This window comes from Acinetobacter sp. AM (genome assembly GCF_003105055.1).
In the GTDB taxonomy this organism is placed as follows: domain Bacteria; phylum Pseudomonadota; class Gammaproteobacteria; order Pseudomonadales; family Moraxellaceae; genus Acinetobacter; species Acinetobacter tibetensis.
In genome coordinates, this window is sequence record NZ_QETG01000002.1 from 68,933 (window position 1) to 90,006 (window position 21,074).

At 41.0% G+C, this 21,074-nt stretch carries 21 protein-coding genes; 13 read left to right on the top strand and 8 right to left on the bottom strand.

Annotated elements, in window-relative coordinates; translation table 11 throughout:
* The first annotated feature begins 5 nt into the window (after positions 1-5).
* The 11 genes from pcaC to DCO44_RS01660 all read left to right on the top strand — a co-directional run bounded on the left by pcaC (position 6) and on the right by DCO44_RS01660 (position 13,495).
* Positions 6-440: a 4-carboxymuconolactone decarboxylase gene (gene pcaC / locus DCO44_RS01610; protein WP_116758883.1), complete on the top strand. Its 435-nt coding sequence runs from the start codon at positions 6-8 to the stop codon at positions 438-440.
* A gap of 26 nt (positions 441-466) precedes the next feature.
* Positions 467-1,192, top strand: coding sequence for a protocatechuate 3,4-dioxygenase subunit beta (gene pcaH / locus DCO44_RS01615; protein ID WP_116758884.1), 726 nt, complete (start codon positions 467-469; stop codon positions 1,190-1,192).
* A gap of 15 nt (positions 1,193-1,207) precedes the next feature.
* Entirely contained in the window at positions 1,208-1,837 is a 630-nt protein-coding gene (pcaG, locus tag DCO44_RS01620) for a protocatechuate 3,4-dioxygenase subunit alpha (RefSeq protein ID WP_116758885.1), read from the top strand.
* A gap of 144 nt (positions 1,838-1,981) precedes the next feature.
* Positions 1,982-2,842 (top strand): type I 3-dehydroquinate dehydratase, encoded by an 861-nt coding sequence (gene aroD / locus DCO44_RS01625; RefSeq protein ID WP_116758886.1) that lies wholly within the window; start codon positions 1,982-1,984, stop codon positions 2,840-2,842.
* Positions 2,843-2,869: 27 nt separating this feature from the next.
* Positions 2,870-4,330: a NosD domain-containing protein gene (locus tag DCO44_RS01630; protein ID WP_116758887.1), complete on the top strand. Its 1,461-nt coding sequence runs from the start codon at positions 2,870-2,872 to the stop codon at positions 4,328-4,330.
* A gap of 60 nt (positions 4,331-4,390) precedes the next feature.
* Positions 4,391-5,707 carry a carbohydrate porin gene (locus DCO44_RS01635; protein WP_116758888.1) on the top strand — a complete coding sequence of 439 codons (1,317 nt, stop codon included), beginning with the start codon at positions 4,391-4,393 and terminating at the stop codon, positions 5,705-5,707.
* 178 nt (positions 5,708-5,885) lie between these two features.
* A complete protein-coding gene (locus DCO44_RS01640) occupies positions 5,886-8,315 on the top strand; it encodes a glucose/quinate/shikimate family membrane-bound PQQ-dependent dehydrogenase (RefSeq protein WP_116758889.1) in 2,430 nt (809 codons plus the stop codon).
* Between the two features lie 80 nt (positions 8,316-8,395).
* The gene (locus DCO44_RS01645; RefSeq protein WP_416224509.1) at positions 8,396-10,543 is read left to right on the top strand and encodes a TonB-dependent receptor domain-containing protein; all 2,148 of its coding nucleotides are present in this window, start codon (positions 8,396-8,398) and stop codon (positions 10,541-10,543) included.
* 143 nt (positions 10,544-10,686) lie between these two features.
* Complete coding sequence (locus DCO44_RS01650; RefSeq protein WP_116758891.1) at positions 10,687-11,721, top strand: DUF1311 domain-containing protein; 1,035 nt, start codon at positions 10,687-10,689, stop codon at positions 11,719-11,721.
* An 89-nt stretch (positions 11,722-11,810) separates the two neighbouring features.
* The gene (locus DCO44_RS01655) at positions 11,811-12,584 is read left to right on the top strand and encodes a Rossmann-like and DUF2520 domain-containing protein (RefSeq protein WP_116758892.1); all 774 of its coding nucleotides are present in this window, start codon (positions 11,811-11,813) and stop codon (positions 12,582-12,584) included.
* Between the two features lie 125 nt (positions 12,585-12,709).
* Positions 12,710-13,495 carry a fatty acid desaturase family protein gene (locus DCO44_RS01660; protein WP_116758893.1) on the top strand — a complete coding sequence of 262 codons (786 nt, stop codon included), beginning with the start codon at positions 12,710-12,712 and terminating at the stop codon, positions 13,493-13,495.
* A 54-nt stretch (positions 13,496-13,549) separates the two neighbouring features.
* On the opposite strand, the gene trmB is transcribed toward DCO44_RS01660, so the two are convergent.
* Both trmB and DCO44_RS01670 read right to left on the bottom strand, forming a co-directional pair.
* On the bottom strand, positions 13,550-14,266 hold the full coding sequence (gene trmB / locus DCO44_RS01665) for a tRNA (guanosine(46)-N7)-methyltransferase TrmB (RefSeq protein ID WP_116758894.1): 717 nt from the start codon (positions 14,264-14,266) through the stop codon (positions 13,550-13,552).
* Positions 14,267-14,493: 227 nt separating this feature from the next.
* The gene (locus tag DCO44_RS01670; RefSeq protein ID WP_116758895.1) at positions 14,494-15,942 is read right to left on the bottom strand and encodes a SulP family inorganic anion transporter; all 1,449 of its coding nucleotides are present in this window, start codon (positions 15,940-15,942) and stop codon (positions 14,494-14,496) included.
* Positions 15,943-16,170: 228 nt separating this feature from the next.
* On the opposite strand from DCO44_RS01670, the gene DCO44_RS01675 reads away from it, so the two are divergent.
* Positions 16,171-16,782 carry a glutathione S-transferase N-terminal domain-containing protein gene (locus tag DCO44_RS01675; RefSeq protein ID WP_116758896.1) on the top strand — a complete coding sequence of 204 codons (612 nt, stop codon included), beginning with the start codon at positions 16,171-16,173 and terminating at the stop codon, positions 16,780-16,782.
* 58 nt (positions 16,783-16,840) lie between these two features.
* On the opposite strand, the gene DCO44_RS01680 is transcribed toward DCO44_RS01675, so the two are convergent.
* The 6 genes from DCO44_RS01680 to DCO44_RS01705 all read right to left on the bottom strand — a co-directional run bounded on the left by DCO44_RS01680 (position 16,841) and on the right by DCO44_RS01705 (position 20,379).
* On the bottom strand, positions 16,841-17,530 hold the full coding sequence (locus DCO44_RS01680; RefSeq protein ID WP_116758897.1) for a hypothetical protein: 690 nt from the start codon (positions 17,528-17,530) through the stop codon (positions 16,841-16,843).
* Between the two features lie 79 nt (positions 17,531-17,609).
* A complete protein-coding gene (locus DCO44_RS01685) occupies positions 17,610-18,395 on the bottom strand; it encodes a thiazole synthase (RefSeq protein ID WP_116758898.1) in 786 nt (261 codons plus the stop codon).
* A 12-nt stretch (positions 18,396-18,407) separates the two neighbouring features.
* The gene (gene thiS, locus DCO44_RS01690) at positions 18,408-18,605 is read right to left on the bottom strand and encodes a sulfur carrier protein ThiS (protein ID WP_116758899.1); all 198 of its coding nucleotides are present in this window, start codon (positions 18,603-18,605) and stop codon (positions 18,408-18,410) included.
* A 25-nt stretch (positions 18,606-18,630) separates the two neighbouring features.
* Positions 18,631-18,996 carry a DUF423 domain-containing protein gene (locus DCO44_RS01695; protein WP_116758900.1) on the bottom strand — a complete coding sequence of 122 codons (366 nt, stop codon included), beginning with the start codon at positions 18,994-18,996 and terminating at the stop codon, positions 18,631-18,633.
* A gap of 138 nt (positions 18,997-19,134) precedes the next feature.
* A complete protein-coding gene (rpoH, locus tag DCO44_RS01700) occupies positions 19,135-20,004 on the bottom strand; it encodes an RNA polymerase sigma factor RpoH (RefSeq protein ID WP_116758901.1) in 870 nt (289 codons plus the stop codon).
* Positions 20,005-20,145: 141 nt separating this feature from the next.
* Entirely contained in the window at positions 20,146-20,379 is a 234-nt protein-coding gene (locus DCO44_RS01705) for a sulfurtransferase TusA family protein (protein WP_116758902.1), read from the bottom strand.
* Between the two features lie 384 nt (positions 20,380-20,763).
* Here DCO44_RS01705 and DCO44_RS01710 point away from each other — a divergent pair, with 384 nt between their 5' ends.
* Positions 20,764-20,976 carry a cold-shock protein gene (locus tag DCO44_RS01710; protein ID WP_005177104.1) on the top strand — a complete coding sequence of 71 codons (213 nt, stop codon included), beginning with the start codon at positions 20,764-20,766 and terminating at the stop codon, positions 20,974-20,976.
* The last annotated feature ends 98 nt before the right edge of the window (positions 20,977-21,074 follow it).

A 21,074-nucleotide genomic window follows, 5' to 3' on the forward strand; every position in this document is an offset into this window, starting at 1 on the left:
CTCCCATGAATGATGAACAACGCTATGAACAAGGGATCAAAGTCCGAACTGAAGTGCTAGGTGAAAAGCATGTGAATCGTTCGATTGAGAACTTAAATGATTTCAATGCAGATTTTCAAAATTTTATTAGCCGTTTTGCATGGGGCGAAGTCTGGTCTAGACCGGGCATGCCACGCCATACCCGCAGTTTAGTGACGATTGCAATTTTATTGTCTCTAGGTCGTGAAGACGAATTGCGTATGCATTTACGTGCTTGTTTTAACAATGGTGTGACTAAGGACGACTTAAAAGAATTGATTCTGCACTGCTCACTCTATGCAGGTCTACCGGCAGCCAATGCAGCCATGCATATGGCAGAAGAGGTTTTTGCAGATTTGGGTATTGCCCCGCAAAAGCTGAGCGAACAGCAGCTCAACCAAGAACAAACCAATCAAGAGTAATGGAACAAGATTAAGAGGGACGTCACATGTCGCAACTTATTTTAGGTGCTTATGCACAACGTAATACCGATGATCATCCGCCAGCATATGCACCCGGCTATAAAACCAGTGTATTACGCTCGCCAAAAAATGCATTGATCTCAATTGCAGAAACTTTAACTGAAGTGACTTCACCGCATTTTAGTGCAGAGCAGTTTGGTCCTAAAGATAACGATTTGATCTTGAACTATGCCAAAGAAGGTTTACCGATTGGTGAGCGCATTATTGTACATGGTTATGTCCGTGACCAGTTTGGTCGTCCAGTCAAAAATGCCTTGCTCGAAGTGTGGCAAGCCAATGCTTCAGGGCGCTACCGTCATCCAAATGACCAGTTTATTGGTGCGATGGATCCGAACTTTGGTGGTTGTGGTCGCATGATGACCGATGCCAATGGTTATTTTGTATTCCGTACCATTAAACCGGGTCCGTACCCTTGGCGTAACCGTATTAATGAATGGCGTCCAGCGCATATCCATTTCTCTTTACTTGCTGATGGTTGGGCGCAACGTCTCATTTCGCAGTTCTACTTTGAAGGCGATACGCTAATTGATTCGTGTCCAATTATTAAAACCATTCCTTCGGAACAACAACGTCGTGCATTGATTGCTTTAGAAGACAAGAGCAACTTTATTGAAGCAGACAGCCGTTGTTACCGCTTTGACATCACTTTACGTGGTCGTCGTGCGACTTATTTCGAAAATGATTTGACTTAATTCAGGGAGAACAACATGAACAATTGGAACTTTCAAGAATTGCATGAAACTCCATCTCAAACAGGTGGACCATATGTACACATTGGTTTGTTACCAAAACAAGCCAACATTGAAGTGTTTGAAAACAACTTCAACAATCAGTTAGTTCAAGAAAAAACCTTAGGCGAACGCATTCGCTTAGAAGGTCAGGTGTTTGACGGCTTAGGTTTACCATTACGTGATGTTTTAATCGAGATTTGGCAAGCGGATGCCAATGGCGTGTATCCAAGTGCGGCCGATATTCAAGGCAAAGCAGTTGACCCAAATTTCTTTGGTTGGGGGCGTACAGGTGCAGACTTCGAAACAGGTTTTTGGAGTTTCAATACCATTAAACCGGGGGCTGTTCCGGGTCGTAAAGGGACAACTCAAGCCCCACATATTGCACTGATCATTTTTGCACGTGGCATCAACATTGGCTTAAACACGCGTGTTTACTTTGATGATGAAACGGAAGCCAATGCACAAGATCCTGTACTGAAAGGCATTGAATGGGCACCACGTCGTCAGACTTTAATTGCCAAGCGTGAAGAGCGTGATGGTGAAGTGGTGTATCGCTTTGACATTCGTATACAAGGCGAAGACGAAACAGTCTTTCTAGATATCTAAGCTCATAAGCGCAAGAAAGCTTGCGCTTATGAAAGAGATAAAAGTTTATACGTGGTGATTGCATGTCCCATTGCATGAATCCCACGTATATTTGCCATTGATGACAGAAGTCAGGCAATAGTATTGAAAATACAAGGAACTGTAATGATTACCATCAAAAAATTAGCAATGCAACTCTGCTTAAGCAGCGCAGTTATCGCAGCAATGCCAGCGACATTTGCAGCAGAAACAGCTCAATCTAATGCACAACACTATATGGTCAAAAACGTCAATATTGGTGATTTACCTGTTAAGACCATTGTGCCGATTACTGCAAAAACTGCTGAACAAGCGCTAGCACAAGCCAAAGTAATTGCGAGTAATCCAGATGTAGATTTGGCTGAGTTCCGTATCGATTTACTCGAATTTTCTGCGGACACGAAAAAAGTTATCGCATTGGGTCAGCAATTAAATCAAATTCTAAAAGATAAACCCTTAATTGCCACCATTCGTACCCATAACGAAGGCGGAAAAATGACGGTGTCTGACCAAGACTATGAAAAGATTTATCGTGAATATTTGAAAAAGCCATTCATGCAATTACTCGATATCGAGATGTTCCGTGATGCAGAAAGTGTCGCGAAATTAACCAAATTGGCGCATGATAAACATGTGTTAGTGATCATGTCGAATCACGATTTTAATAAAACTCCAGAACAACAAGAAATTGAAAACCGTTTGCTCAAACAAGACCAAATGGGCGCAGATATTTTGAAAATTGCGGTGATGCCGAAATCTAAACAAGATGTCTTTACCCTGATGAATGCAACCCTTACTGTAAGCCAAAAAAGTCAAAAACCCTTACTCACCATGTCGATGGGACAGTTGGGTACCATTTCACGTGTGGCAACTGCCAACATGGGAGGGAGCCTCAGTTTCGGCATGATTGGTGAGGCTTCAGCACCAGGTCAAATTGATGTGACCCAACTTAAGCAGTTCCTTAAAACTGTGCAGCCTACACCTTAAGACTTCAAGATATAAAAGGATTTAAACATGAAATTATCAACTTTACGTTTCACTACACTGGTTTTAAGTTTGGCGGCTTCTGGTTTGGCCAGTGCAGAAACTTATATTGTTGACCGCTATCAGGATGATAGTGCAAAAGGTTCATTGCGTTGGGCAATTGAACAATCCAATGCCAATGCGACGCAAGAAAATGAAATTCAAATCCAAGCTGTGGGTAAAGCGCCCTATGTAATTAAGCTGAATCAAGCTTTACCACCGATTAAATCTGCTGTGAAAATTATTGGGACACAATGGGACAAAACAGGCGAGTTTATTGCCATTGATGGTTCAAACTATATTAAAGGTGAGGGTGCGAAAGCTTGCCCAGGCGCTAACCCTGAACAGTATGGTACCAACGTTCGTACCATGACTTTACCCGGTCTGGTTCTACAAGATGTGAACGGTGTGACCTTAAAAGGTCTGGATATTCACCGTTTCTGTATTGGTGTTTTGATTAACCGTTCAAGCAATAACCTGATTCAACATAACCGTATCAGTAATAACTACGGTGGCTCAGGCGTGATGCTGACAGGTGATGATGGTAAGGGCAATCCGACCTCAACCACCACCAATAACAACAAAGTTTTGAACAATTTGTTTGTAGATAATGGTGATGGTTTAGAGCTGACACGTGGTGCGGCATTTAACCTTGTGGCCAATAACCTGTTCACTTCAACCAAAGCCAACCCAGAACCATCTCAAGGTATTGAAATCCTGTGGGGCAATGACAATGCCGTGGTGGGTAACAAATTTGAAAATTACTCTGATGGTTTGCAAATCAACTGGGGTAAGCGCAATTACATCGCTTATAACGAACTGACCAACAACTCGATTGGTTTTAACTTAACGGGTGATGGCAACATCTTTGACAGCAATAAAGTTCATGGTAACCGTTTAGGCATCGCCATTCGTTCAGAAAAAGATGCCCATGCCCGTACAACCTTGACCAAAAACCTAATTTGGGACAATGGTAAAGATATTAAGCGTTGTGAAGCAGGTGGTTCATGTGTACCTAATCAGCGTTTAGGCGCCATTGTGTTTGCTGTACCTGCGCTAGAACATGCTGGCTTTGTCGGTTCTCGTGGTGGTGGTGTAATCATTGAAGATGCGAAACTGCAAAAAACCTGTACCCAGCCAAACGAGCAAGGCTGTAATGCCATGCCAAACCAAAATATCCAAGCGCCACGTTTAAGCTATAGCAAAGGACAAATTACCGCTGTAGTTCAAGCACAACCGAATCAACGCTACCACGTTGAGTTCTTTGCCAATCGCCAAGCGAATACTCAAGAAGCTGAACAGTATTTAGGAATGCAAGTTATAACAACCAATGCACAAGGTCAGGGTCAAGCAACATGGAAAGTAGCAAGTGGTGTGGCCAATGTCACCGCGAATGTCACAGACCACTTGGGTGCAACTTCTGAACTCAGCCCAGCCGTTCGCATTAAATAATAAAAACCGCATGGAAAGCTTACCTGAGTTGAGCTTTCCTCACAGAAAAGGATGTTTGGTATGCAACAACTATTAAAACTAGGCACATTATCTTTGGCGCTTTTAACTTGCCAATTGGCTTCAGCCAATGCGTTTTATTCGGCAGACCGTCAATGGTTACTGGGTGATTGGAACGGTGAACGGAAGCAACTGGAAGATCAAGGTTATAAATTTACCGCTGCAATTATGAGCCAAGCAGCGACTAATTTGGCTGGTGGTTATAACGATGACAATAGTTTTGAAAATGCTGCACAGTTGACCTTAGGCGCTAATTTCGATTTAAGTAAAATTGCAGGTTGGGAAAATACCACCGCAGGCTTAATGATTACCAAACGTGATGGTAACGCTTTAACGCTTGAACGCATTAAAGACCCTCGTGCTAGTACCTTGGGCAATAGCCAAGAAATTTACGGGCGTGGAAAAATCTGGCGCTTAACGCAGGCTTGGATCAAAACAGGATTTGATGATAACCGCGTCCAATTCAAGATTGGACATATGGGTATGTCGGATGATTTTAACAGCTCACAATGTGAATTTCAGAACTTGCTGCTTTGTGGCGGACAGCTTGGAAAATCCATCGGTTCGATTTGGTACAACTGGCCTGTCAGTTTATGGGGCACCAATCTTAAATACCAATTTGCACCAGACTGGTCTCTTGGCGTTGGGGTCTATGAAGTCAATCCTGACAATGTCAAAACACAATCGAATAGTGATGGTTTTAACCTTGATATGAACAATGTTGAGGGTGCAACCATTCCTTTAGAGTTGGCTTGGAAACCAAAGTTAGCCGCGTTTAATGGCTTGCCTGGGGAATATAAAGTGGGGGCACTGTATTCCACCGCCGAAGCGAAAGATATTCGCAGTGGCGAAATGCAAGATGGTAAATACAGTTTTTGGTTGAATGCACAACAGCAACTCACACAGCATGGGGCAGATCCGAAGCGTGGTTTATACATTAGCTTTAATGGTGTAGTGAACGATAAGGCCACAACATTTGTAGAAAGTACACAACAACTCGCGCTTTGGTACAAAGGGCCTTTTGACAGTCGCCCGAATGATTCCATCGGTTTTGGTTTAGCCAATTATGTCGTGAATGATCGTGCAACGGACAAGCAAATCGCCACCAATGAAGGTCGTGGTTATTACAGTTACGATGCGGTTGCGAGTGACTATGTCCCGATTCAACGTGATGAACTTAATGTAGAACTCAATTACACCTACCAATGGTCTCCAGCGGTCATGCTCAGACCAAACTTGCAATACATCTACCAACCGACAGGGGTAAAAGAAGTAGAGGACGCGTGGGTGGCTGGTTTAACCATGAAAGTCAATTTTTAACAGCACTTAGATTTAAATTTGGTTAAAATATAGTCAATAGTGCTGTCCAGTTTAAACACTTTAGTCAAGGCTTTCGCATTTACAATGCGAAAGTACAAGAATTTATTCGTGATGATAAATGATACTCAAAGGAGAGAGGGAGTGGTCATTTAAACTCACGGCACTTGGAGTAAGATGTATGTCTGAAGCTCAATCTAAACCAGGAGCCATATTTAAAATATGGTGCTTTATCCTAGGCTTGGCCTTATTGTTAACAGGCCTATTTTATTTAATTGGTGGCGGAAAGCTTATCAGTTTAGGTGGCTCTTGGTACTTCTTTATTGCAGGCTTAGTGACGATCGTTTCAGCGATTTTCATTTTTCGAAAAAAAGCCCTTGGGGTTGGATTATTCAGCTTAGTCTTTATTGGCACTGTCATTTGGGCATTGATTGATACAGGCTTGGAATTCTGGCCACTACATTCACGCTTAATGTTCCCAGCAGGCTTATTTGCTGCTGTGTTATTCACATTGCCATCCATTCGTAAATACCAGCAACAAACAGCAATGTCAGCACCTGCTTATGTGGTTGGGGGACTGACTGTCCTAGGCATGTTGGGTGGTATGTACGGTATGTTTATTCCACATCCAACAGTGGAAGCTTCTGGTCAGGAATTACCGCTTGTCCCAGTTGCGCCAAATAAACAGCAAGTCAATTGGGATCATTATGGTAGTGATGCGGGTGGTAGCCGTTTCGCTGCACTCGACCAAATTAACCGAAATAACGTATCTAAACTTAAGGAAGCTTGGCGCTTCCAAACGGGCGATATGACTACAGGTTCGGGTAATGGTGCAGAAGATCAAATGACACCATTACAGGTCGGTACTAAAGTCTTTTTATGTACCCCGCATAACAACATGATTGCTTTGGATGCGGACACAGGTAAACAAATTTGGAAAGCAGAAGTCAACTCTAAAGCCGATGCTTGGGAGCGGTGTCGTGGCGTTGCTTATTTTGATTCGACGCAAGCATTGGTACAGCCAATCTTGGCAGGTGCAACAGCCGTAACCGCAGTCGCGACCAATACAGCTTGCCCTCGTCGTGTATATACCAACACACCTGATGGTCGTTTAATTGCAGTCAATGCTGATACAGGTGAGCGTTGTAAAGACTTTGGTGTTGATGGGACTGTGAATTTGCTTGAAGGCTTAGGTGATGGTACCAAAGCACCGCGTTTTGAAGTGACTTCGGCACCGACCATTGCAGGTACATCGATTGTCATTGGCAGCCGTATTGCCGATAACGTAGGTGCAGACATGCCGGGTGGTGTAATTCGTGCATACGATGTCATTACAGGTCAGTTGCGTTGGGCGTTCGATCCGCGTAATCCAGATCCGAACTATGTGTTAAAACCAGGTGAAACTTATAAACGTAGTTCGGCCAACTCATGGGCGGCTATGTCTTATGATCCTCAAATGAATACGGTGTTCTTACCGATGGGAAGTTCATCAGTTGACCTTTGGGGTGCAAACCGTCAACCCCTAGATCATAAATACAATACTTCGGTATTGGCACTTGATGCGACCACAGGTAAAGAAAAGTGGGTCTATCAAACAGTTCATAATGATTTATGGGACTTTGACTTGCCAATGCAACCAAGTTTAGTGGATTTTCCACTGAAAGATGGTTCGACTAAACCTGCTGTAGTCATTGGTACGAAGTCTGGTCAGTTCTTTGTACTTGACCGTGTCACAGGTAAACCATTGACCAAAGTCATTGAACAACCTGTTAAAGCCGCAGATATTCCAAATGAACAATACAGTTTGACCCAACCGCGTTCTATTGAAATGCCACAAATTGGTAATCAAACGCTGACTGAATCTGACATGTGGGGTGCAACACCATTTGATCAATTGATGTGTCGTATTAATTTCAAATCGATGCGTTATGAAGGTCTATTTACTGCACCAGGGACAGATGTTTCATTGAGCTTCCCAGGTTCACTGGGTGGCATGAACTGGGGTTCTATTGCTTTCGATCCAACGCATCGATATATGTTTGTGAACGACATGCGTTTAGGGCTTTGGATTCAGTTGATTAAACAAACGCCTGAAGACTTGGCGATTCAAGCCAATGGCGGTGAGAAAGTGAATACAGGTATGGGTGCAGTACCAATGAAAGGCACACCATACAAAGTCAACAAAAACCGTTTCTGGTCAGCCTTGAGTATTCCTTGTCAAAAACCACCATTTGGTACCATGACTGCAATTGATATGAAAACTCGTCAAATTGCATGGCAGGTTCCTTTGGGTACAGTCGAAGATACAGGTCCAATGGGCATCAAAATGGGCTTAAAAGCACCGATTGGTATGCCAACGATTGGAGGTCCAATGGCAACACAGGGTGGTTTAGTGTTCTTTGCAGCAACACAGGATTACTACTTACGCGCCTTCAATTCATCTAATGGTGAAGAATTGTGGAAAGCCCGGTTACCTGTGGGGAGTCAGGGTACGCCAATCAGCTACATTTCACCAAAAACTGGTAAGCAATACGTGGTCATTTCGGCTGGTGGCGCGCGTCAGTCACCTGATCATGGCGATTATGTGATTGCTTATAGTTTAGAAGACTAAAACGTATTATTGTTTGGAGAGTCCTTCTGCAAAGAGGGACTTTCTACACTCCTACCAAGATGATAAGAAAAGGATGTTTTGTGAAATTATATAGTTGCAATCCACTTCCCTTTAAATATGCTTTATTAGCTACAGTGATTCTAAAATCGATGGCACTGTATGCTCAAGATACAGCGGCATATCAACTCCCAGTTATTACCGTGCAAGCCGTACGTACTGAAAATGAATTGTTACAGGCACCCGCTTCTATACAGAAAGTGCAAGCTCCAGAGTCTCAACTCAATGCGAATGTGAATGTGTCAGAACTATTGCAAGGTGTGGCGGGTTTACAAATCAATAACCGTGAAAATTACGCGCAAGATTTGCAAATTTCCATGCGTGGCTTTGGGGCGCGTTCTACTTTTGGTGTGCGGGGCATACGCCTCTATGTCGATGGTATTCCTGCAACCATGCCCGACGGTCAGGGGCAAAGCTCTAATATTGATTTAGATAGCTTGGACAATATTGAAATTTTGACAGGTCCTTTTTCTTCACTTTATGGAAACTCATCAGGTGGAACCATCTTAACCGAAACCAAAGAAGGACAAGGGAAAGACTCGATTCAAGTGGGGTTAAATGCAGGCAGCCACAATAAACAACAAGCCAATATTCAATTACAAGGGGGTTCTGAACAGGCCAATCAACCCGCTTATGTGATCAGTTCTTCTTATTTTGATACCGATGGTTTCCGTGATCATAGCGCTGCGCGAAAAGTGTTGAATAACGCCAAGCTCACTTGGAATTTGGAGGATGGTAGTAAGATTAATTGGCTCATTAACCGTGTTGATATAAATGCCGACGACCCACAAGGTCTGAATCGTGAGCAGTGGAAAGCCAATCCGAAGCAAGTGAATGATGCTAAAAATATTTACGATGTACGTAAAGAAATTGAACAAACCCAAACAGGGTTGACATGGAACAAACCACTGAATGATCAGCAAGAGTTGTATGGCATGGTCTATTTTGGCAATAGGCAGGTTGTGCAATATCAGTCGACTCAAAAAGAGTTTCAAGAGAATCCTCGCCATGCCGGTGGCGTGATTGATTTTGATCGAGATTATTATGGTGCAGACTTCCGTTGGATAGGGAAAGAGCTCTTGCCGAATACTACATTTATTGCAGGCATAGCTCTAGACAGTATGGTCGAAGACCGTAAAGGCTATAAAAATTATAATCATGCAGATACATTTGGCGTGAAAGGTGATTTACGTCGTGATGAAAATAATACCTTATGGAATCTCGATCCTTATGTGCAAGCCTCATGGCAGTTCTTGCCAACGTGGCATTTAGATGCAGGTTTGCGCTATAGCAATGTCAATTATGAGTCGGATGACCATTATATCGTCGCTGGCAATGGCGATGACAGTGGTTCAACGGATTATCAAAAATTATTGCCTTCTGTGGCATTAGGCTGGGAAATTTTACCTGAGCTTTATGCCTATACCAGTTATGGTAAAGGCTTTGAAACGCCAACCTTTACCGAAATGGCTTATAACACCGATCCCTTAAAATCAGGCATGAACTTTGAGCTAAAAGCTGCAAGTAGCGATAATTATGAGCTCGGCTTAAAGTCACAAAATCCTTTTGGATTGTTTACTTTTGCAGTTTTCCAGACAGATACAGAAAACGATATTGTGACGGCGGGAACGCGTGATGGTCGAGCGACTTTTCGAAATGCAGACAAAACTACTCGACAAGGTTTAGAGCTTTCATGGCAACAAAAGATTTGGGCGGCGCTCAATATTCAATCGAGTTTGAGTTATATCGATGCTGAATTTGATAGCAATACAGCAGAAATAGCGAATCCAAATGATTCAACAAAACCGTATGCGAAAGCCATTAATAAAGGAAATAAGATTCCCGGAATTGCCAAAAACCAAGCGTTTACCCGTATAGCATGGCAACCAGAGCAGGGCTTTCAAGCAGGTTTGGAAGCACGTTATATGGACAAAATCTATGTCGATGATATCAATTCAGATACTGCACCAAGTTATACCGTGGTGGCTGCAAATGTTGGCTATTTGTGGGTCAATCAGGACTGGAAAGTGAATACTTATGCACGAGTCGATAACCTATTCGACCGAAACTATGTCGGCTCAGTGATTGTAAATGACGGCAATGGTCGCTTCTTTGAGCCTGCGGATGGACGTAATTTCAGTGTTGGTATGCGTGTAAACAAGAGCTTTTAACCGAGATCTATGTGCAAGTATAAAAGGGGCTGAATAGTCCCTTTTTTACGATGTAAAATCTTTCATGGTTTAAATACTCGTTTTTTTAGCCCAAATTTGCTTAAATACGCCTCGAAAAATAACAAACAGACATTGGGCTTTATATGAATAAATTTGCCAATACTTTGGTTTTTGCAACATTGTGTAGCAGTATGCTTTTAACGGGATGTGATTTCTTTAAAGGAAAGAAAGACAGCGCCGAAGCAGAACAAGCAGCACCCGCAGTCAATGAGTGGGACTGTAGCAATGAGGCGAAGTTAAAAGAGATTAAGACTGCTTTACAGCAAGACTATTTGAAAAAGTTAGATAAAGCCTTACGTAACTCGAGTTACTATCACTCGGATAAAAACCTGACCGATACCATTACGCAGCATATTCAATTTGAAGTCAAAAGTATTACGACAGTAACTGAACAACCCGAAACAGCGAAACAACTGGAATGTCGTAGCGAGCTGGTAGTGAAAATGCCGAAAGGTTTACAGCAACGTGCACAAAATGGTTATGAAGCAGAAAGTTGTGATGAGTGTGATCGCTATGGTACGTTGAATGATTTACTGGAAAGTGAAGCATATGCTTTAACGATGCAAAATGATCAACTGAAAGGATCATTTAATTATCAACTGATTAAAACGGATAAAGAAGGTATTCAACTCCAGCTACCAAAAGAAAATAAAGTGTTAGATGGACTCGTTTATATCACAGAAAAAGCAGTACAACTTGCCGCTTATGAAGCTGAAAATCAAGGTATTGCGGATAGTCAAGAAGCCAATGCTCAAGAAGAAGCTGCGCAACAAGAACTTGCGCAAAAGTCGATGGATATCCGTCAGAAAGAGCTCAATGCTGATCAGGCGAAAGTGGTAGAACGTTTGAATCAAACATGGGATCGTTTTAGTAGTGAACAAAAAGCGCAATTACAACAGGACCAGTCGGACTGGTTTGAAAAGCGTGATGTAGACTGTAAAGTACTTGCGCAAACGAGCATTCATAATATTGCTGAAAAAGATCGTGAAACCTACCAACAGCATTATGATTATTGGGATGAGCAAATGAGAGCACAAAATCAGGACATGCAATACACCAAATGCTTTAATCAGAAAACGTCGGAGCGTATTGTTTATTTAAACAATGTCTTTAATTAATCAGAAAGTTGCTTGAAATAAAAAGGACGAATTGATTCGTCCTTTTTTTATTGGCATGCTTAGCACAGAAATTGAGAGTAAAAGTAGACATGCGAATTAGTTTTATTGGTGCTGGACGTGTTGCCCACCATTTGGCATCTGCTTTACAGCAACACCATCAAATTGTACAAATATATAGTCGAACTTGGGAAAAGTCACAGCATTTGGCAGAGCAGGTGGCAGCAAAAGCGTGTCCATCGTTATCCGATTTATCCTCAGAAATTGATTTGCTGATTCTTGCTGTTAGTGATCAATCGATTGCCGCCGTCATCGCTGAAGTTGCACCATTGTTGCCAGAGGTTCTGATTGTACATACTTCAGGCAGTACTGATCTACAAATCCTACAGCAACGGCACTCAAATTCTGGCGTGTTTTATCCTTTACAGACCTTTAGTTTAGAACGAGAGGTAGATTGGAAACACACCCCATTATTTGTTGAAGCAGCAAATGAAGATGATCAAAAACAGTTATTAGATTTGGCTCAACAGTTGAGCCAGCGTGTCTATGCTTATAGTTCACAGCAACGTTTAAGTTTGCATTTGGCTGCGGTATTTGCCTGTAATTTTGCCAATTACTGTTACGACATGAGCAAGCAAATTGTCGATCAGACGCAAGTTGATTTTAGTTTACTGTATCCGCTGATCTTGGAAACCGCCGCTAAAGCCACACAAAATGATCCGAAAATGATGCAAACTGGCCCTGCGGTACGCGGTGATGTGAATATTTTACAGATGCATCAGTCAATATTAGCAGATTTAAAACGACCTGATTTAGCGGAGGTTTATACCTTGATCAGTCAGCAGATTATGCAGCGACACAGCTAATCGAAGGGTGAATAACTCATGTACCTGTAATAAAAACAAGTAAAGCCACTGAAAAAGTGGCTTTTTTTATGTATTAGGATTCGGTAGAGTGCTTCTGAAAATAAATACAAACAATTAGAGGGTGTATGCGTTCACATTTATTATTAGAACAGGTGCAGTGGAAAGATCTTGTGCAGTTAGGCCGTACTGATGTCATCAGTGAGTTACTCATTTCTTTACCATGGTTACTGGTCTCATTCATTTTCGCAGGTTTTCAGTGGTATCTTTTGGCACTGTTTTGCTCGTTTATGTTTTTCTTAACAGGGCTTAGACAAGTGCATAATGCCTTTCATTTTGCTTTAGGTATTAGCCGACCTGCGACACATTGGGTCATGTTTATCTTAAGTATTATCATGTTAGGCTCAATGCATGCGGTACAAATTAATCACCTTCGACACCATCAGCACTGTATGCAAGAAGAGGATATTGAAGCAAAAAGTGCAACCATGAAGTGGTGGCAGGCTTTGTTATTTGGCCCTATTTTTCCGTGGATGTTGCATAAAAAAGCATTTGAGGTTGGAAGTAAGACGCAGAAAAAGTGGATGTCCGCTGAGCTTGTTGCCAATGTGATCGTGCTGTTTTTGGTTTTTATCGTCTTGGATATCAGTATTTTAAAATACCATGTCAGTGCAATGCTGATTGGACAATGTATGACGGCTTTTTTTGCAGTGTGGACGGTGCATCATGATACGGAAGATCATATTTATATGGCACGTACAGTACGTAATGAGTTTAAGCGGGTCGTGACCTACAACATGTTTTATCATGTGGAGCATCATTTGTTTCCCGCAGTGCCGACACGACGTTTACATATTTTGGCAAAACGATTGGATGAACATGATCCGACAGTTGAAATTCGGCATGTGTTTTAATCATTTCAGAATAAAAAAATAGGGCATTCAGCCCTATTTTTTTAAACACAAAACTTATTTAATTTTCTTAAATAAGAAGTCGTTGATCTTATGACCTTCTTCCAGTCCACGACGTTCAAACTTAGTTTGTGGACGCCAGTCTGGGCGCGGGTAGCTGTTGCCTTTACCTGCCATATTTTCAAGATTTGGACGGTTGTCGAGCACGTCAAGCATCCATTCTGCATATGGTTCCCAGTCTGTCGCTGCGTGGAATGTTCCACCCATTTCTAACTTTTGTTCAACCAGTGGCATACGCTCATGTGACACGAAACGACGTTTGAAGTGACGTTTTTTCTGCCATGGGTCTGGGAAGTAAAGTTGCACAGCGTTGATGCTGTTGTCTGGCATTTCACGTAGTACTTGAATTGCATCGGCATCTAAAAGACGAAGGTTGGTTAAACCCGCCATGCCAGCCTCATATACACATTGTGCAATACCTGGAACGTGTACTTCAATGCCGACAAAGTTACGTTCAGGATTAGCTTTCGCCATAAGCACCAGTGAACGACCCATACCAAAACCAATTTCAACAGTTAATGGGCGTTCAGGGTGTTCAAAATGCTGACGTAAATCACCGACTGGATATTCCAAAATTAAGTGACCATATTGTTCAAGCGCAGTACGTTGAGAAGTATTCAGCGGAGAAGAGCGACGCATAAAAGTCACAATTTCACGATGCTCATTCAAGTTGTCTAGCTCGACGACTTGCGGTTCTAATAGATCGGTTGACATAACTTTGGCAAATGTAAAAATTCGAAAGCGGTATTTTAAATCCTGAGACTGGCAAGTCAAATTATTTACCGTTATTTCGGCAATTAAATTGTTTTTGAGTTTTTCAAATCTATATTTTTTCGACTTTTATCGAATTATAAAGTTCATTCATTGAATGAAATCTATTGGTGGTTTGAAGGGCGAATAAAAAAGAGCTGAATAAACAGCTCTTTAATGATGTAAAAACATCAAAGCGGATTATAGCGGTCTATCAAAGTACTACTGGCTTCATTTAAACCGACTACTTCAATATCGATACCTTGGTCTCGAAACTTTTGCACGACGGTATTTAGCATATTGACGGAAGTAATATCCCAGACATGTGCATGGGTCAGATCTAGAATCACATGTTTGGCAGAAGTTGAGACATCAAAAAACTGATAAAACTTTTCAGCACTACTAAAGAAAATTTGTCCTGAAACTTGATATTGCAAAGTTTCAGCGTTAATCAATTTAGATGTGACTTTCACTTCACTTTCCAGTTTATTTACAAGAAAGAGCGCAGAAAGGCAGACGCCAATAAATACACCTAAAGCCAAATTGTGCGTCGCTAAAACAATAGCCACCACACTGAGCATGACAATATTACTTTGTTTTGGATGCTTGCGAAACTGTTTGACCGAGTCCCAGTTAAAGGTGGTAAAGGACACCATAATCATAATGGCAACCAGTGCAGCCATCGGAATATAAGCCAACCAATCTTTTAAAAACACCACCAGACTGAGCAAGAATACGCCCGCCACCAAGGTAGAAAGTCGTGTACGAGCGCCTGAACTCACATTGATGATGGATTGACCAATCATGGCACAACCTGCCATACCGCCCATAAAGCCACTAATAATATTGGCAAAACCTTGTCCGCGGCATTCTTTATGACGATCACCTTCAGTTCCTGTCACTTCATTCACAATGGTGGTGGTCATCATGGTTTCAAGTAAACCAACTGTGGCTAAGGTCATTGCGTAAGGAAAGATAATTTTTAAGGTTTCAAGATTCAGTGGAATGTCTGGAATCAAAAAGACAGGCAGCGTATCAGGGAATTGACCTAAATCACTGACTGTTCGCATATCTGCGCCAAAAACGAGAGCAACTAAACTGAGTAAAATAATACAGATTAACGGTGCCGGCAGTAATTTGCCAATCTTGGGGATATATGGAAATAGATAAACAATAGCTAAACCTAAAGCCACAAAACCATAGCCCATAAAATCCATTTTCTGTATTTCAGGAATTTGTGCCACAAAAATTAAAATAGCGAGCGCATTAACAAAGCCATAGACCACGGATTGAGAGACAAATCGCATCAATTTTGCGACTTGAAAATAGCCTGCAATAATCTGAATACAACCTGTCAAAATGGTGGTCGCAAATAAGTATTGAAGACCATGATCTTTGACCAAGGTAATCATCAGCAACGCCATTGCACCCGTTGCTGCAGAAATCATGGCAGGGCGTCCACCAAAAAAGGCAATACTTACTGCAATACAGAATGAGGCATATAAACCGACTTGTGGGTCAACACCTGCGATTGCTGAGAATGCAATCGATTCAGGAATGAGAGCTAAACCAACGACAATACCAGCAAGTACATCTGTACGAATATTGGATAACCATTCTGATCTTTTAAGGCTAATCACTACAACATTTCATAAAATTTAAAGAATGTGTATGTTAAAACATCTAGCAATAAAAAATCACACAGGATTAACTTGAAAAATTGTAGAAATTGAACAATATTCAAAAGTAATTGTTTTTATATGTTTTATATAACAGTTACGTTTTTTGCAATTTACAGGTCTGATCGCTTGAAAGTTTGTCAAAAGCAAGTTTAAAAGAAGTAAAGAGTTAGATAACAAGGATCATATATGAAGCTTTATTATTCCCCAGGTGCATGTTCACTGGCATCTCATATTATTCTAAATGAAATTAATGTCGATTTTGATCTGGTTCGCGTAGACCTAAAAACCCATAAAACAGAAAAAGGTGAAGATTATTATGCAATTAACCCTAAAGGTTATGTCCCTGCCTTAGAAATTAATCCTGGGTTAATTTTGACCGAAAATGTGGCAATTTTACCTTTCCTTGCTCAGCATGATCCTAAACAGGATTTAATTCCGCCATCAGGGTTAGGACGTGCAAAAGTATTGGAATGGTTGGGCTACCTCAACTCAGAGTTACATGATGCCTATGCTGTATTTTTTGGTGGCCCTTTATCGGAAGAAGCTAAAACCAAGGCCTATGCAGAAATTGATCGCTTATTGACCTATATTGATACAGCCATTGCAGAATCTGATCATGACTATTTGGTGGACGATAATTTTGGTCCAGCAGATGCATATTTATTTGTACTGACAAATTGGTCAAATTCAATTGAGCATGATTTAACGCCCTATAAAAATGTTATTGGTATACGTCATAAGGTTGCCGAGCGCCAGTCTGTGCAAATGGCGATGCGTGATGAAGGCTTAATCCCTTAATAGGGAACATTTGACTTCAAACATGCAATAAAAAAATGCCTCGTGTAGAGGCATTTTTTTATTGATATTCAGCATATTCACTAAAATCTATATCTTGTAATTGAATCTGATATTTATTTTTAAGTGTGCTCCACTGAACCTTCACAGGTTGTGAAGTGTCTGCAAATTCATTTTTACCCGTGGTGCTTTTTACTTTGCCAGTAGAAAAATTAATGCTCTTTTCGGTGATGTCACCTGAGGCACGATGGAAATCATTACTATCAAAACCAATTAAATTGAAATTATTATTTTGATAACGGAAGGTATAGCTATTATTCGTCACATACCAAGAACCGCAGCTTAACCAGTAATGTAAGCTAATTTTTAACAGACCTTTAGCAATCGTAATTCCGCCATCTTCTAAGGGATCAGCAAGGCAAGGGGATTCTTCGTCATTCTCCGTTGGGAGTGAGTAATTTTCAGTCATCAGTTGATAACCTTGAGCTGTTTTAAATAGCACCAAAAGTTTTCTTGGATTCAGATTTAAGCGATCACTGCCTAAACCTTCATGGCTTTTGATATTGTTTGGATTATTCTGTTGAATAATGAGAGCTGCATCTACTTGACCATCACGGTTTAAATCCCCTGTAGCTGTTTCTAGAATTTTCCAACCTTGAGGTACAAACTTTGAATAAGCAGCAGTATCTGAAGCTGCGAATGCTGAGCAACTTAAGGCTGCGAGGGTAAGAGCAAGTATATTTTTTAGCATAATGTTCTGAACTTTTATTATAAGAAGATTATAGAAAGTATAAAAAATGGATTCCGAAGAATCCATTTTAAGCTCAGTACTATTTAAAGAAATAACCTGTTTCAGGCGAGCTGGCATTTGCCATGCGTTTACGTGGCATACGTCCTGCAAGGAAGGCTTCACGACCTGCTTCAACCGCCTTTTTCATGGCGGATGCCATTAAAATTGGATTTTGAGCAGCAGCAATCGCGGTATTCATCAGTACGCCGTCGCAACCTAATTCCATCGCAATGGCAGCATCGCTGGCTGTACCTACACCAGCATCAACGAGCACTGGAACTTTGGCATTTTCTTTAATAATTGAAATGGTGTGCGGGTTTAAAATACCTAAACCAGAGCCAATCAAACTGCCTAAAGGCATAATTGCAACGCAACCCATGCTTTCTAATTCTTGCGCGACAATAGGATCATCCGAGGTGTATACCATAATCTCGAAACCATCATCAATCAGTGTGCGCGCTGCTTTTAAGGTTTCAGTGATGTTCGGATACAGGGTCTTTTCATCCCCTAAAACTTCCAGTTTTACCAGATTATGACCATCTAACAGTTCACGCGCCAACATACAAGTGCGTACTGCACTATTTGCATCAAAGCAACCTGCTGTGTTCGGTAAAATGGTGTATTTTTCAGGCGGGATTACAGAAAGTAAATTCGGTTGATCAGGGTGTTGCCCAATGTTCACACGACGAATTGCGACTGTGACAATTTCAGCACCACTGGCTTGAATGGCTAAATCAGTTTCATTCAAATCTTTATATTTACCTGTACCCACTAACAAACGTGAGTGAAAGGTTCTTGAACCAATAATAAGAGGGGTATCTTCCATGGGAGCTCCGAATTAGCCGCCACCAACGGCCTGAATAATTTCAATGCGATCTTGATCACAAATTGGGGTTTGTTCGAGTTTAGACTTAGAAATAATCATTTCATTTTGTTCGACCGCAAAGCGTTTACCTTCCAGTTCTAATTCTTGAACCAGTTGTAAAAGATTGCGACAAGTGGTGTCTTTTGCTTCACCATTCAAAAAAATTTGCATGTTTCATTCCTGAAAATCTGCGACTTTATTTGGCGTATTTGTAAGCATTCCAAGCCAGAACCAGCCATCCAGCAATCATGAGGGCACCGCCAATAGGGGTAATGGCACCTAAGATGCGAGGTAAACCTAAAGCCATGACGTACAATGAGCCACAAAAGAAGAAAATTCCAATTTGAATAAGGGAAAAACTCATTTTAATAGGCAGTTGGGGAACTACTTTTGCCAAAATGGCGAGCGCCAATAAGCCCAATGCATGATAGAAAAAATAATCTGTTGCTGTGTGCCACCACGCCAGTTGAACTTCGGTTGCACGCGCTTTTAAACCATGTGCACCAAAAGCGCCTAGCATGACAGCAATTGCTAAATTAAGTGCAGAGATTGCGATCCACATAAGCCATGATGACCAGAACAAGTTTGCGCATAACCTTAGCATATTCTGCCTAAGGTGAAAAAGCGAAATGTGACATTGTTCAAAGCGTTAATATAAAAAAGGCACAACTTGAAGTTGTGCCTTTAAAAAACAAAAAACTTAATTAGATGACATTGCGACTTTAATTTTTTCCATCGCATTTTTTTCTAACTGACGGATACGTTCGGCAGAGACGTTATATTCAGCGGCCAACTCATGTAAGGTCGACTTATCATCATCTAACCAACGACGTTGTAAAATATTCCGTGAGCGATCATCGAGTTGCTCCATTGCTTCATGTAAGGCAGAGGTGCTTTGTTCCTCATAGTCTTCATTTTCAACTAAGCGAGCAGGGTCGTAACGATTATCTTCTAAATATAATGCAGGAGCGACATGGGTTGAGCCTTCGTCATCATCATCACCCTGTGCTTCGAATGCAGCATCATAAGCGGTTAAACGTCCTTCCATTTCAATGACTTGCTCTGGAGTTACATTCAAGTCATTGGCAATCGATTGTGCTTCTTCAAGCGTCAGTTTTTTGCTTGATTTTTTCAGACTACGTAAATTAAAGAACAATTTACGTTGTGCTTTGGTTGTTGCAATTTTTACGATTCGCCAGTTGCGAATAACGTATTCATGAATTTCGGCTTTAATCCAGTGTACTGCAAATGAAACCAAGCGTACGCCCATATTTGGGTCAAAACGTTTTACGGCTTTCATCAAGCCTAGGTTGCCTTCTTGAATTAAATCGCCTTGAGGTAATCCATAGCCTGCATAACTACGCGCAATATGTACCACAAAGCGTAAATGCGACATCACCAGCATTTTTGCAGCATCAAGGTCTTGGTCGTAGTAATAACGCTCAGCTAACTCTTTTTCTTGTTCGGCTGTTAAAATTGGAATCTGATTGACAGTACTAATATATGCCCCAAGGTTTACACCTGGTGCAGATAATGACAGGGGCATCAATTGATTGCTGCTGTCACTCATAGGTACTCCTTAATAAAACTGGACATTGATGTTCCACTACCTTTCATCTTAATGCCAATACGCTCACACATTAAGGAAATTTGGGTAGTGTTATGTAATTTTTTATGCCAAATTGAAACCATGTAGTTTAATTGAAAATAATTAAGATTCAATTAAGTAATGATATTCATGCTCTGAAATTTTTTGCACTACACAAGTCATTTGATGCATTTGGCAATACCTTGTTACATCAATTTGGCTATGTGGATCGGAAGACTTAAGTAAGACCCGACAATGCGGCGCATTTTTTAAAGAACGCTTCAACATAAGTAATGGCATAGGGCAAGGCTTACCCATTGTATCAATAATGAGGTCATATTCGTTTTGATTCGACATATGGAGTGAGAAATTTCAGGATACACAGCCAAATATTAGCAAATTTAATGCCAAACCCCAACTTAAATCACAGTAAAACTATATTAATGTTTATAATGGTGATAAATAAGTATCGAAAAAAAAATACTAAATTTGATGTGGAATAAGTGAAAAAAATTCTATTAATTGTCATAAACCCATGTTAAGCTCGATGCCGTATTGAGGATTTAACACAACTATAAATTGTTTTAAACCCATACTCTACAAATGGATGTAACCGGGATTTTGTTAATAGTTATACAGAATGATTACAAGCTTAGAAATAATAAATGTTTTTAAACCTTGTTTGCTCTGCTGTTTGCAACACCGGGTGGTCCTTCTTTTAAATACAATGAGGATTAACTTATGACAGCTCGTGAACAAGGCGTAGTTAAATGGTTCAACGACACTAAAGGTTTTGGTTTTATTCAACGCAATGGCGGTGATGATGTATTTGTTCACTTCCGTGCTATTCAAGGCGAAGGCCACCGTTCACTTCGTGACGGCCAACGTGTTGAATTCAGCGTTGTAAAAGGTCAAAAAGGCTTCCAAGCTGAAGAAGTTCAACCTTTAGACTAATACGCTAAAGATTCTTCGAAACGCCTCAATGTATATTGGGGCGTTTTTTGTTTATAATGACTCTGTTTTTCAATATTCATTAATTTGAGCACGTATTT